Annotated in this window: 13 protein-coding genes and 1 tRNA gene; 10 read left to right on the forward strand and 4 right to left on the reverse strand. The window is 69.9% G+C overall.

Annotated elements, in window-relative coordinates; translation table 11 throughout:
- A complete protein-coding gene (locus tag M3190_RS07695) occupies positions 1-2,379 on the reverse strand; it encodes an ATP-dependent DNA ligase (RefSeq protein WP_251580368.1) in 2,379 nt (792 codons plus the stop codon).
- A 60-nt stretch (positions 2,380-2,439) separates the two neighbouring features.
- Here M3190_RS07695 and ku point away from each other — a divergent pair, with 60 nt between their 5' ends.
- Positions 2,440-3,318, forward strand: coding sequence for a non-homologous end joining protein Ku (gene ku, locus M3190_RS07700; protein WP_251580369.1), 879 nt, complete (start codon positions 2,440-2,442; stop codon positions 3,316-3,318).
- Here the strand turns inward: ku and M3190_RS07705 are convergent, their stop codons facing one another.
- Positions 3,319-4,089, reverse strand: a complete 771-nt coding sequence (locus M3190_RS07705) for a DedA family protein (protein ID WP_251580370.1) — start codon at positions 4,087-4,089, stop codon at positions 3,319-3,321.
- A gap of 72 nt (positions 4,090-4,161) precedes the next feature.
- Positions 4,162-4,243 (reverse strand) — tRNA-Leu (locus M3190_RS07710).
- 247 nt (positions 4,244-4,490) lie between these two features.
- On the opposite strand from M3190_RS07710, the gene M3190_RS07715 reads away from it, so the two are divergent.
- The 7 genes from M3190_RS07715 to M3190_RS07745 are packed head-to-tail and all read left to right on the forward strand — an operon-like array spanning position 4,491 to position 8,891.
- Positions 4,491-5,654 (forward strand): CpaF family protein, encoded by a 1,164-nt coding sequence (locus M3190_RS07715; RefSeq protein ID WP_251580371.1) that lies wholly within the window; start codon positions 4,491-4,493, stop codon positions 5,652-5,654.
- Entirely contained in the window at positions 5,651-6,511 is an 861-nt protein-coding gene (locus tag M3190_RS07720; protein WP_251580372.1) for a type II secretion system F family protein, read from the forward strand. Before M3190_RS07715 ends, M3190_RS07720 begins: the two co-directional genes overlap by 4 nt.
- Positions 6,508-7,419, forward strand: coding sequence for a type II secretion system F family protein (locus M3190_RS07725; protein WP_251580373.1), 912 nt, complete (start codon positions 6,508-6,510; stop codon positions 7,417-7,419). The genes M3190_RS07720 and M3190_RS07725 overlap by 4 nt, the downstream gene beginning before the upstream one ends.
- A gap of 23 nt (positions 7,420-7,442) precedes the next feature.
- On the forward strand, positions 7,443-7,646 hold the full coding sequence (locus tag M3190_RS07730; RefSeq protein WP_251580374.1) for a hypothetical protein: 204 nt from the start codon (positions 7,443-7,445) through the stop codon (positions 7,644-7,646).
- A 9-nt stretch (positions 7,647-7,655) separates the two neighbouring features.
- Positions 7,656-8,045: a TadE/TadG family type IV pilus assembly protein gene (locus M3190_RS07735; RefSeq protein WP_251580375.1), complete on the forward strand. Its 390-nt coding sequence runs from the start codon at positions 7,656-7,658 to the stop codon at positions 8,043-8,045.
- Positions 8,020-8,487 carry a TadE/TadG family type IV pilus assembly protein gene (locus tag M3190_RS07740; protein ID WP_251580376.1) on the forward strand — a complete coding sequence of 156 codons (468 nt, stop codon included), beginning with the start codon at positions 8,020-8,022 and terminating at the stop codon, positions 8,485-8,487. The genes M3190_RS07735 and M3190_RS07740 overlap by 26 nt, the downstream gene beginning before the upstream one ends.
- The gene (locus M3190_RS07745) at positions 8,484-8,891 is read left to right on the forward strand and encodes a pilus assembly protein TadG-related protein (protein ID WP_251580377.1); all 408 of its coding nucleotides are present in this window, start codon (positions 8,484-8,486) and stop codon (positions 8,889-8,891) included. The genes M3190_RS07740 and M3190_RS07745 overlap by 4 nt, the downstream gene beginning before the upstream one ends.
- Before the next feature lie 18 nt (positions 8,892-8,909).
- Here the strand turns inward: M3190_RS07745 and M3190_RS07750 are convergent, their stop codons facing one another.
- Positions 8,910-10,184: an MFS transporter gene (locus M3190_RS07750; RefSeq protein ID WP_251580378.1), complete on the reverse strand. Its 1,275-nt coding sequence runs from the start codon at positions 10,182-10,184 to the stop codon at positions 8,910-8,912.
- Positions 10,185-10,210: 26 nt separating this feature from the next.
- Here M3190_RS07750 and prfB point away from each other — a divergent pair, with 26 nt between their 5' ends.
- Positions 10,211-11,320: a peptide chain release factor 2 gene (prfB, locus tag M3190_RS07755; protein WP_251580379.1), complete on the forward strand. Its 1,110-nt coding sequence runs from the start codon at positions 10,211-10,213 to the stop codon at positions 11,318-11,320.
- 116 nt (positions 11,321-11,436) lie between these two features.
- Positions 11,437-12,258: a DUF4397 domain-containing protein gene (locus tag M3190_RS07760; protein WP_251580380.1), complete on the forward strand. Its 822-nt coding sequence runs from the start codon at positions 11,437-11,439 to the stop codon at positions 12,256-12,258.
- The last annotated feature ends 6 nt before the right edge of the window (positions 12,259-12,264 follow it).

A 12,264-nucleotide genomic window follows, 5' to 3' on the forward strand; every position in this document is an offset into this window, starting at 1 on the left:
TCAGTTCTCCATACGAACGTCGTCCGGCGTCTTGTCGGGCCGCAGCCCCCGCCAGCGCGCGTGCCGGAGTGTGCCGTTCGGCGTCGCCTCGGCGTACTCGACCTCGCCGACGACCTCCGGGCGTACCCAGAGCGCATCGGATGCCTCGGCCCGGCCGACGTCGACGAACGGGTTCTCATCGGTCCGCAGCGGGGTGAGAGCCGCGTCCAATCGGGCCAGGGTCGCGTCGCCGAATCCGGAGCCGACGCGGCCGACGTAGTGGAGACCGTCCGGAGTCGGGATGCCCATGAGCAGCGATCCGATCTCGCCCGTTCGTCCGCCTTTCCCTGGACGGATGCCGCCGATCACCACCTCCTGCATCAGGGTGAGCTTCACTTTCAGCCACTGCTCGCTGCGCTGTCCCCGTCGGTAGCTCGACGAGGGGTCCTTGACGACGATCCCTTCCAGGTCGAGGCCACGGGCCGTGGCGAGGGCGTCGTCGACGTCGTCCGCGACGGGCGGCAGGACGATCGGCTCGTTCACGCCGGCAGCGAGCTGTTCGAGGAGTTCCCGCCGCTGTGCGAGCGGCAGTGGCGCGGCATCCGTCCCGTCGATCTCGAGAAGATCGAACAGCATGAACTGCACCGGGATCCGCCGCGATTCACGCTCGATCTCGGCCGCCTTCGTCAGATGCATGCGGTGCTGCAGCAGCGAGAAGCTGGGACGCCCGCGCTCGTCGAGCGCGACGATCTCGCCGTCCACCACGCACGGTGCGGGGCCCAACCCCGGCGCGGCGGTCAACTCGGGGTAGCGCGCCGTGATGTCGGTGCCGCTGCGCGCCCGCAGTCGCAGCTGCTGACCGTCCCAGAGCCCGAGGGCGCGCACGCCGTCCCATTTGAATTCGACCCAGGCCCCCCAGCGCTCCGCCGCGCGGCGCGCCAGGGGAGGGGTGGATGACGTCGCGAGCATCGGCGCCGGGGCGGGCGGCGTCGAGGCGGTCGGCGTCGGCGCGGGCGTTCGCCGAGCGGATGCGGCGGGTGCAGCATCCGTCTTCATCCGGTGGAGGAGCCACTGGGACTTCTCTCCCTCGCCGCTCGTACGGATGAGGGCAAGGCGCACGGAACCGAGCGGGCCGTCGTCGCGCCCCCTCGCGGTGAAGATCACCTCGTCGTCGCGCCACTTCTCGAGATCGAAGGTGCCGGTGTCCCAGATCGACATCGATCCGGCACCGTACTCACCGGCGGGGATCTCGCCGGCGAAGTCCAGGTACTCCATGGGGTGCGGCTCGGTCATGACGGCCAGATGGTTGGTCGAGGGGGAGTCCGGGATGCCGCGCGGCACCGCCCAGCTGACGAGCACGCCGTCGCGTTCGAGGCGCAGGTCGTAGTGCAGGCGGCGGGCGTGGTGCTCCTGGATGACGAAGCGGGCGGTGCCGACGGACGGCGCACCGGCGGGGGAGTCCGGCACGGGTTCGGGCGTCTTCGCCGCGGAGCGTTTCGCGATGTACGAGGCGAGAGGCCCCGCGTCGGTCGGCGCGAGCGGCGCGAACAGGTCGCCGAGGTCCGCGACCCGGTCGAGGACCTCGGCGAACAGCAGATGGCGCAGGTCGGGGTCGTCGAGCTCGTCCCAGCTGCGGGGCGCCGCGACGGTCGGTCGTTCCCGGCCGCGGAGCGAGTAGGGCGCGATCGTCGTCTTCTTGCCGTTGTTCTGGCTCCAGTCGAGGAACACCTTGCCCGGCCGCGCCGCCTTCGACATCTGGCTGACGACGAGGTCGGGGTGGTCGGCTTCGAGCAGGCGTGCGAGCTCCTTGGCGAAGGCGCTGATCTCGTCGCTCGTGCGGGATCCGTCGAGGGGCGCGTAGAGGTGGATGCCTTTGCTGCCGCTGGTGACGGGCAACGGGTCCATCCCCAGGTCGGTGAGGATGGTGCGCGCCCAGCGCGCGACCTCTGCGCACTCGGCGAGCCCTGCGCCGGAGCCCGGGTCGAGGTCGAGCACGAGGCGGTCGGGATTCCTCCGCTCGCCGGTCGCGTCGAACCGCCATTGCGGGACGTGCAGCTCGATCGAGGCCACCTGCGCGAGATAGACGAGGGTCGGTATCCCGTCGACGAGCGGGTAGTCCTTGGCGCCTGTCGAGTGCTCGATCGGGAGGCGGCGCACCCACGACGGCGCACCCGCCTCGAGGTGCTTCGCGAAGAACGAGCCCTCGCTGGTCCCGTCGGGCCAGCGGATGCGGGTGACGGGCCGATCGGCGAGGTGAGGCAGCATCGCCGGCGCGATCCGGGTGAGGTAGTCGATGACCTCGCCCTTGGTGGTCCCCGTCTCGGGGTACATGACCTTGTCGAGATTCGTCAGCCGCAGACGCCGTCCGTCGACGACGACCTCCTGCGGTGCGGCTGGCATGGGCCCAGAGTAGTGCGCAAGCCCTGTCGGAACCGGCTGTGACGGGTGTCTACTGGTGTGATGCGAGCGATCTGGAAAGGCGCCCTGACTTTCGGCCTGGTCAACGTCCCCGTCAAGGTGTACTCCGCGACGGAGGACCACGACGTGTCCCTGCATCAGGTGCATGCGGCCGACGGCGGCCGCATCCGTTATCAACGCATCTGCGAGATCGACGGGGAGGTCGTTCCGTACGCCGACATCGACAAGGCGTACGACGACGGCGAACGCACCGTGGTGTTGACCTCGGACGACTTCGCGGCGCTGCCGAGTGAACGCAGCAGGGAGATCGAGGTGGTCGAGTTCGTGCCGACCGAGCAGATCGACCTGCTGACGCTCGACAAGGCGTATTACCTCGAACCGGACTCGAAGAGCCCGAAGGCCTACGTCCTGCTGCGCCAGACGCTCGAGCAGACCGATCGCACCGCGATCGTCCGCTTCGCGCTCCGGCAGAAGACGCGTCTGGCCGCCCTCCGCGTGCGGGGCGACGTCCTCGTGCTGCAGACGCTGCTGTGGGCGGACGAGGTGCGGGAGGCGTCGTTCCCGGTGCTGGACGAGCCGGTGAAGATCTCGGGCAAGGAGCTGGAGCTCTCGGCTTCCCTCGTCGACAGCTTCTCGAGCGACTTCGATCCGACCGAGTTCACCGACGAATACCAGCAGGAGCTGCGCACCCTCATCGAGGCGAAGCTCGAGAAGGGCGACGCCTTCGACACGGCGGAGACCTTCGGCGAGAAGACGGATGCCTCCGGTGGCGAGGTCATCGACCTGATGGAGGCGTTGCGGGCGAGCGTCGAGAAGAGTCGCGCCGCCCGAGCGGGTTCGGGTTCCGGGAAGAAGGATGCCGCCGCCGACGAGAAGCCGGCGGCGGCGAAGAAGAAGCCCGCGAAGAAGAAGGCGTCCTGATCAGGGGCGCCGGGTCTCGCCGTCGGGACGCTCGTCGAACGCCTCGGGCTCGAGCACGAGCTGCTGCGCCTCGGCCTCGTCGGTGACCCCGTCGGAGCCGGCAGCCATCTCGCGCTTGACCTTGCGCTTCTCAGCGAAGTAGTGCCAGACGATGAAGACGATCGTGCCGGCGACGGCGACGAGGAGGATGACGTCGATGTACTCCGCGACGAACTCGCCGACTCCCGGGATGAGGCTGACGAGGTAGCCGACCACGGTGAGGCCGAAGCCCCAGATGACGGCACCGATGAGGTTGTACAGGGAGTACTTGTGCCACGCCATCTTGCCGACGCCGGCGGCGACGGGAGCGAAGGTGCGCACGATCGGCACGAAGCGCGCGAGGATGACGGTCACGCCGCCGTACCGTTCGAAGAACGCGTTCGTCCGCTCGACGTTGCTGCGACTGAAGAGGCCGGATTCCTTGCGTTCGAACACGGCAGGTCCGCCCTTGCGGCCGATCAGGTAGCCGACCTCACCGCCGAGGAACGCCGCCAGACCGATCAGCAGACCGACCACCCAGACGTTGATGCCGAAGACGCCGTTGGGCGCATGCGTCACCGGATTCGACAGGAGTCCAGCCATGATCAGCAGCGTGTCGCCCGGCAGGAGGAAGCCGACGAGCAGGCCGGTCTCGGCGAAGACGATGAAACAGACGACCACGAGGGCCCACGGGCCGGCCGCGTTGATGATGGTCTCGGGGTCCAGCCACGGGAGCAGTGCGAAGGGGTGCACGGAGGTCCTTCGAGTCGCGACGGGGAATCCGTCGACGGGTGGGCGCAAGGTGTGAGGCACGCCGGTGCCTCGTGCGGAAGGGGGGACTTGAACCCCCACGCCCGAAGGCACAGGAACCTAAATCCTGCGTGTCTGCCGATTTCACCACTCCCGCTGGTCCGTTCAGTCTAGGGCGCGCGGTGGGAGACACCTGAGAGGGATATCCCGACTCCTGGCGGCGGTCGGATCAGCGCGGGGTCGTCCAGCAGGGGCGCCCGGAAGTCGGCGTCCACGTGCGGACCCTGGGCGAAGTGATGGAGGATCCCTTCGCTCGCGTGGGGGGTGCCGCCGCTCCACGCAGGAATCGTGGCGTGTGGATAACTCCCGCGCGGCTCCGGGCGGGGTTGCGAGGATCCCAGGCCATGAGCGTCGCGTCCTCCACGACTTCGCCCCGTGGGCAGTCCACGGTCGCCGAGCGGGTGCGCGAGCGGTTGCGAAGCGAACAGGTCGATCCCTCCCGCGACCCGGACCGCGCGGCGTTCATCGCCCGAGCCGAGGTGCGCAGGCACAACGATTTCGCGCTCGCTCGTGGCGTCGACGTCATCGAAGACGAAGCGGCGTCCGTCCGCGACATCCTCTCCACTGTCGCGGGGTACGGGCCGCTGCAAGCGCTGCTGGATGACCCCGAGGTCGAGGAGATCTGGGTCAACGCCCCCGACAGGGTCTACATCGCTCGAGAAGGCCGCAGCGAGCGCGCGCCGATCGTCCTGACCGACGCGGCCGTGCGCGACCTCGTCGAGCGGATGCTGCACGCCACCGGCCGACGCGTGGATCTGAGTCAGCCCTTCGTCGACGCATCCCTGCCGGACGGCTCACGGCTTCACGTCGTCATCCCGGACATCACGCGCCGCCACTGGGCGGTCAACATCCGGAAGTTCCTCGCCCGCTTCCGCACCCTCGACGACCTCGTCGCCGCCGGTTCGGTCCGTGCGGAAGCAGCAACGATCCTGCGGGAGGCGATGCGCGACGGCACGAGTGTGATCGTCTCGGGTGCCACCCACGCCGGCAAGACCACCCTCCTCGGTGCGCTCATCGCCGCGGCGCCCGGGCATCACCGGATCGTGACGGTCGAGGAGACGTTCGAGCTGAACGCGCAGGCGCCCGATCTCGTGGCGCTGCAGGGCCGCCAGCCCAGCCTCGAGGGAACCGGTGAGGTGTCCCTGCGCCGCCTCGTGAAAGAAGCGCTGCGCATGCGGCCCGACCGGCTCGTCGTGGGCGAGGTGCGCGACGCCGAGGCGCTCGATCTGCTCCTCGCCCTCAACACCGGCGTGCCCGGGGCCGCGACGATCCACGCCAACTCCGCGAGGGACGCGCTCCGCAAGCTCGGCTCGCTGCCCCTCCTGGCCGGGCGAAACATCGACCGGGACTTCCTCCTCCCGGCGATCGCCGCGTCCGTCGGACTCGTCGTCCACTGTCGACGGGATGCTGACGGTCGCCGCGCGGTCGTCGAGATCGCCGCTCCGACAGGTCGGGTCGTCGACGGCGTCGTCGAGACCCGGTCGTTGTTCGGCGGTGACGACGGATGACCACGCTCCTCGGCATCACCCTGGCCGCCGGGATCCTGCTCGCTCTGGCGCCGTGGCTCTGGCCACCGCGCTCCGCAACCCCCGCGCCCGGACGACGGGACGGCGCATCCGCTCGGCTGCTCCAGAACGCCGGATTCGGGCACGCCACACCCGGTCACCTCGTCGCGACCTCGTGCGCTGCGGGAGCCCTGTCGGGCGCGGTCGTGTGGCTCGTCACGGCACTGCCCGCGTTCGCTGCGGTCGCCACAGCTGCGGGATCCTTCGCACCGGCAGCATGGCTGCGCGGCCGAGCCCGCCGCCGCCAGAAGAGCCGTCGACAACTCTGGCCCGACGTGTGCGATCTGCTGGTCGCATCCGTGCGATCCGGGATGTCGCTGCCCGATGCGGTCTCGGCGCTCGGGGAGGTCGGTCCGCCGCCCCTCCGTCCGGCCTTCGCCGCCTTCGCCTCCGACGTCTCGGCGTCAGGACACTTCGACTCGAGCGCACTGCGCCTGAAAGCCCGGCTCGCAGATCCCGTGGCTGACCGCATCCTCGAGGCTCTCCGCATGGCACGACAGGTGGGTGGTACCGAACTCACCAGCGTGCTCCGTGCGTTGTCCGCATCCGTCCGGGCGGAGGCGGCACTTCGCGCCGAGATCGAAGCGCGTCAGTCGTGGATCCGCGGCGCCGCTGTGCTCGGAGTGGTCGCGCCCTGGGTGATCCTCGGACTGCTCGCTCTCCGCCCCGAGGGTGCGGCGGCCTACAGCAGCCCCGACGGGGTTGCCGTGATCCTGCTGGGGGCTGCGGTGTCGGTCGTCGCCTTCCGGCTCATGCTCGGCATCGGCCGGCTGCCGGAGCCGCGGCGGTGGTTCGCATGAGCGGGCTCACGGAGGTGGCGATCGCCATCGTGCTCGGCACCGCTTTCGCCGCGGGCATCGTGCTCGTCGCCACGCGGGTGCCCCGCTTGGCCGCCCCGACGCTGTCGCGGCGCATCGCGCCGTACCTTCGGGACATCGCAGATCCGCGTGGTCTCACACCCCTGGATGCGGCCGGATCGGAATGGCGGACGCGACGCGACCGTCTGATGGCCGCACTGGGCGGCGCGGCCCGACTGGAACAGCGTCTGCGCCAGGCTGGATGGACGCAGGATGCCGCGGCTTTCCGCGCTCGCCAGCTCACCTGGGTCGTGCTGGGGTCCCTCGCCGGCGGGATCGTGCTCGTGGCGTTGGCGCTGATCGGTCGCATGAGCCCGGGCGCCGTCGTGCTCCCGCCGGCAGCGGCGGTCGCGGCCGCCGCTGTCCTGGATCTGCGGCTGACGTCGGCGGGACGCAGACGTCGAGCCCGTGTCGAAGAGGAACTGCCGACGCTGCTGGAGTTCCTCGCGCTCTGCCTGGCCGCAGGCGAAGGGCTCCGTGATGCCCTGCGGCGGGTGGGGGAGCTCGGCTCGGGGGAACTGACGATCGAGATCCGTCGAGCGGTCCTGGACAGCGGCACCGGCTCGAACCTCTCCGACGCGCTCGTCGATCTCGGTCGACGACTCGACGTGCCCGCCCTCTCGCGGGCGCTGGAACACCTCGTCGCGGCGATCGACCGCGGCGCGCCGCTGGCAGGCGTGTTGCAGGCGCAGGCCGGCGACGCGCGCGAGGACGCCAAACGTTCCCTCATCGAGAGCGCCGGCAAGAAGGAGATCGCGATGCTGTTCCCGATCGTGTTCCTCCTGCTGCCGATGAGCGTCCTCTTCGCCGTCTTCCCGGGCATCGTCATGCTGCGGCTCGGGGTCGGCTGACTCATGTTCGAAAGGAGAACACCATGATCCGTTCCGCACTCTCCCGACTGCGCACAGGCTGGGGTGCCGTCGTCACGGACGTCCGCGACGACGAGAGGGGCGACGTGCCCGGCTGGGTGCTCATCACGTTGATGACCGCCGGACTCGTCGTCGTGATCTGGGCCCTCGCGGGGCCCGCGCTGGCTCAGCTGTTCGAGCAGGCGATCGACCAGGTCTCGAGTTTCTGAGAGCCTCGAATGCGGCGGCTGCTGTCTGACGAACGCGGATCGACTCCGGTCGAATTCGTGCTCGTGGGAGTGCTGTTGACCGTGCTGACGCTCGGCGTCCTGCAGCTCGGACTGGCCGTGTACGTCCGCAATGTCGTCCATGACGCCGCAGTCGAGGGCGCGTACCACGCGGCTCTCGCCGACGTCGAGATCGCGGCCGGCGCGCAGCGGGCCCGCGAGGTCGTCGAACGGGCCGTGGGGGATGGGTTCGTCGAGACCGCGACGGCCGCGGACTCGACCGCGCTGGGCTACGACACGGTCGCGGTGACGCTCACGACGCGGCTCCCGCTGATCGGACTGCTCGGCGTGCCGCACGGATGGGAGGTGACGGTCCATGCCGCGGCTGAGGTTCTCGAGTGAGGCCCTCCGCGACGACGAGCGCGGGTCCGCCGCACTCGAGTTCATCGTCGGCGGAGTGGTCCTCCTGGTGCCCATCGTGTACCTCATCGTGGCGCTCGGGACCATCCAGTCGCATGCCCTCGGCGTCGAGTCGGCGTCACGACACGTCGCGCGGGCCGTGTCGCTTGCGGAGGGCACCCGGGATGCCGACGCCCGCGCGGCAGCGGTCCTCGACTCGATCGTTCGGGAGTACGACCTCGACCCCGACACGATCGAAGTCGACGTCTCGTGCGTGGGGGAGTCGGCGGCGTGCCCCGGGCCAGGGGAGACCGTCCGGGTGACGGTCGCGGCGTCCGTCCCCCTGCCTCTCGTGCCGCCGGTGCTGGGACTCCAGGATGCGGCCCGCATCGGTGTCGAGTCCTCCGCCGTGCAGAAGGTGTCGCGGTACTGGAGGGACGGATGACGGCGCGCGACGACGACGGCAGCGTCCTTCTGCTGACCATCGGCTACGCACTGCTCGCACTGGTCCTCGTCTTCGTCTGCGTCGACGCGACGAGTCTCTACCTGGCGCAGAAGCGGACGCAGGCGGCAGCGGATGCCGCGGCCCTGGCGGGCGCGGACGGTTTCACTCTCGAGGTGCGGGACGGTGAGCCGTGGGCGCAGCTCAGCGATGCGGGAGTCCGCGAGCAGGCGGAGGCGCTCATCGGGGTGGACGGTGGGGTGAGGTTGGTCTCGGCGGTGACACCCGACGGCGTCTCGGCGCGCGTGACCGTCTCGGCGACGTGGCATCCGCCGATCTCGTCGGTCTTCGTCCCCGCTGGTGTCGCACTCGACGCGACGGCCACGAGCCGCACCTCGCTCGACTGACGAAACGAAGGGAGACCGTCAGCGGCTCACATGCGGCAGGAACCGCGGCAGCCAGCGCACGAAGGCGACGGCTCCCAGCAGGCCGATCACGCCGACCGCACCGGCGGCGAACGACAGCGACGAGATCGCCGTGATGCCGGTCACGATCAGCGGGGTCGTGGCGCCGCCGGCATCCGTCAACGTCCGCCACGATCCGAGGAAGGGGGCGGGGTCGTCCTTCGGGGCCAGATCCGCGCCGATGGTCAGGAGGATGCCGCTCGAAAGACCGTTGCCGACGCCGAGGACCGCCGCGAACAGTGCGAACCACATCTCGGCGGATGCTCCGTCGTGGGTGACCGACAGCGCGAGGAAGCCGCTTCCCATCAGGATCATCGCGGGCAGGGCCGCCCAGAGGCGCCCGAAGCGGTCCATGACCTGACCGCTCGCGTAGAAGAGGGCGAAGTCGATCGCGCCGGAGACACCGACGACGAGCGCGATCGACTGGGCGTCGAGGCCGATCGAGACACCCCAGAGGGGAAGCACCACCTGTCGCGCGGAGCGCACGGCCGACAGGCACGCCGCCGCGAGACCGACGCGTGACAGGACCCGGCGATGCCGCCACATGGTGCGGAAGACGCCGACGCGCTCAGCCACCGGAATGGACCCCGTGACGGGTTCACCGGAATCCTCGGCATCGTGGCTGCGCGGGGGCGCCGCGACGAACTGCTTCTCCGGGTCAGGACCGAACGTGACCAAGGCGATGAGCGCGACGAGGCAGGCCGCGAAGAACCAGATCGTGGCGCGCTCGTCTCCGAAGAGGCCGATGAGCGCGGCGGCGATGAACGGCCCGGTGAACATCCCGAGGCGGAACGTGCCGCCCAGGAGCGACAGCGCCCGCGCCCGGAACATGACCGGCACCCGCGTGGTCATGAACGAATGGCGTGCGAGACCGAACGCGGCCGCGCACGAGCCGATGAGGAAGACCGCAGCAGCGAACACGGGGAGCGCGGGCACCAGAGCGGCGGCGAGGGAGACCGCCAGCGCGAGCGCGCCGGCGGCGATCATCGTCACCCGTTCGCCCACGCGGGCGACGGCCCACCCGGCCGGAAGGTTGCCCACCAACTGGCCGACGACGAGAAGAGAGGCGATCAGCGCGGACAGGGCCACATCAGCGCCGAGACCACCGGCGAGGATCGGGATGAGGGGGATCACCGCGCCCTCGCCGATCGCGAAGAGCACCGTCGGCGCGTAGACCATGGGTCCGAATCGCCAGAGCACCTCTCGGGCGCTGGGGGAGTCGGGGCGGTCGGTCATCGGCATCCACGTTACTCTGGAGTGTCATGCTTGAATTCGATCCGTCTGCGGACATCCAGGCCCTCCGTTCCACCTTCGGTGAGATCAAGGCGGTCGTCGATGTCGACGCACTCTCCGCCGAGATCGCCCGCCTGTCCGACGAGGCGGGTGCTCCCGACCTCTGGGACGACGTCGAGAAGGCGCAGAAGGTCACCAGCGCGCTCAGCCACCGGCAGTCCGAGCTCAAGCGCATCACCGAGGTCGAGCAGCGCCTCGACGACCTCGAGGTGCTCGTCGAGCTCGCCCAGGAGATGGACGACGAGGATTCCGCGGAGGAAGCGCGTCGCGAGATCGCCGACCTCGAGAAGGTAATCAGCCAGCTCGAGGTGCAGACGCTCCTCGACGGCGAGTACGACGACCGCGGAGCGGTCGTGACGATCCGCTCCGGTGCCGGTGGGGACGACGCCACCGACTTCGCCGAGATGCTCATGCGCATGTACCTGCGCTGGGCCGAGCGCCACAAGTATCCCGTCAAGGTGATGGATACCTCCTACGCCGAAGGCGCGGGCATCAAGTCCGCGACCTTCGAGGTCGACGCCCCCTACGCCTACGGCACGCTGTCGGTCGAAGCCGGCACGCATCGCCTCGCACGCATCAGCCCGTTCGGCTCCGCCGACAAGCGACAGACGAGCTTCGCGGCCGTCGAAGTCATCCCCGTCATGGAGGAGGCCCAGGAGGTCGACATCCCCGAAGGTGACATCCGGGTCGACGTCTTCCGGTCGTCCGGTCCCGGTGGCCAGTCGGTCAACACGACCGACTCGGCTGTCCGCCTGACGCACATCCCGACGGGCATCGTCGTCTCGATGCAGAACGAGAAGAGCCAGATCCAGAACCGCGCGGCCGCCATGCGCGTCCTGCAGACGCGCCTCATGCTCCTGCAGAAGGAGGAGGAGGCCGCGAAGAAGAAGGAACTCGCCGGCACGATCACCGCGAGCTGGGGCGACCAGATGCGCTCCTACTTCCTGTACGGCCAGCAGCTCGTGAAGGACCTGCGCACCGGGCATGAGGTCGGCAACCCTGCCGTCGTCTTCGACGGCGACCTCGACGGGTTCATCGCGGCCGGCATCCGCTGGCGCAAGCGCAAGGACGACGACTGAGTCGATCCGGAGAGATCCGGCGAACTTTTTCCATCCAGCTGCATCCATAACTGGACGACGCACGGAATACCTCTGCAACAGCGCGAACACCTCGCGCCGGATCAGAAGGAGTTCCCATGCGCAAGACACTCTCCGCGGGCGTCGCCCTCGGTGCCGCCGTGGCATTCGCTGCATTCGCCCCGGCATCCGCTGCCACCTCCGACACCGCCGACCTGGCGGTCCTGCACGCGATCCCGGACACGCCTGTCGACGTGTACGTCGACGGTGAGCTGACGATCGACGACTTCCAGCCCGGCGACCTCGGCGGTCCCCTCGAGCTGCCCGGCGGGACGTACTCGGTGGCCCTGACCGCCGCTGACGCCACCGACGACTCCGATCCGGTCCTCGGACCCATCGATCTCGCGCTCGAGGCCGGCATGAACTACACCGCGGTCGCGCACCTCGACGCCGAGGGCACCCCGACCGCCAACCTGTTCACCAACGACACCTCCGAGACGGCCGCCGGCGAAGGGCGGCTGACCGTCCGCCACGTGGCCGCAGCGCCCGCCGTCGACGTCCTCGCCGGCGGCGAAGCGGTCATCACGGGCCTCACCAACCCCAACGAAGAGTCGCTCGATCTGCCGGCCGGGACCGTGAGCGCCGCCGTCGCGCTCGAGGGCACGACCGACCCCGTGATCGGTCCGGCCGACGTCGAGATCCAGGAGGGCGTCCTGACGATCGCCTACGCCTGGGGCTCGGCGGAGGACGGCAACCTCGCCCTCGCCACGCAGACCGTCGACGGCCTGCACTCCGGTCCTGACGGCGTCAACACGGGTTCCGCGGGTCTGGTCGCCGAGAACGGCGCGAACGGCTGGCTGATGGCCGGGGGTGCCGCGCTCATCGCCGGTCTCGTCGCCGGCGGCGTGTACGCGGCCCGGACCTCGGCTGCCCGTCGCTGAGTTCCC

Origin of the sequence: Microbacterium oleivorans, from assembly GCF_023715745.1 — a bacterium.
GTDB classification, from domain to species: Bacteria; Actinomycetota; Actinomycetes; order Actinomycetales; family Microbacteriaceae; genus Microbacterium; species Microbacterium oleivorans_D.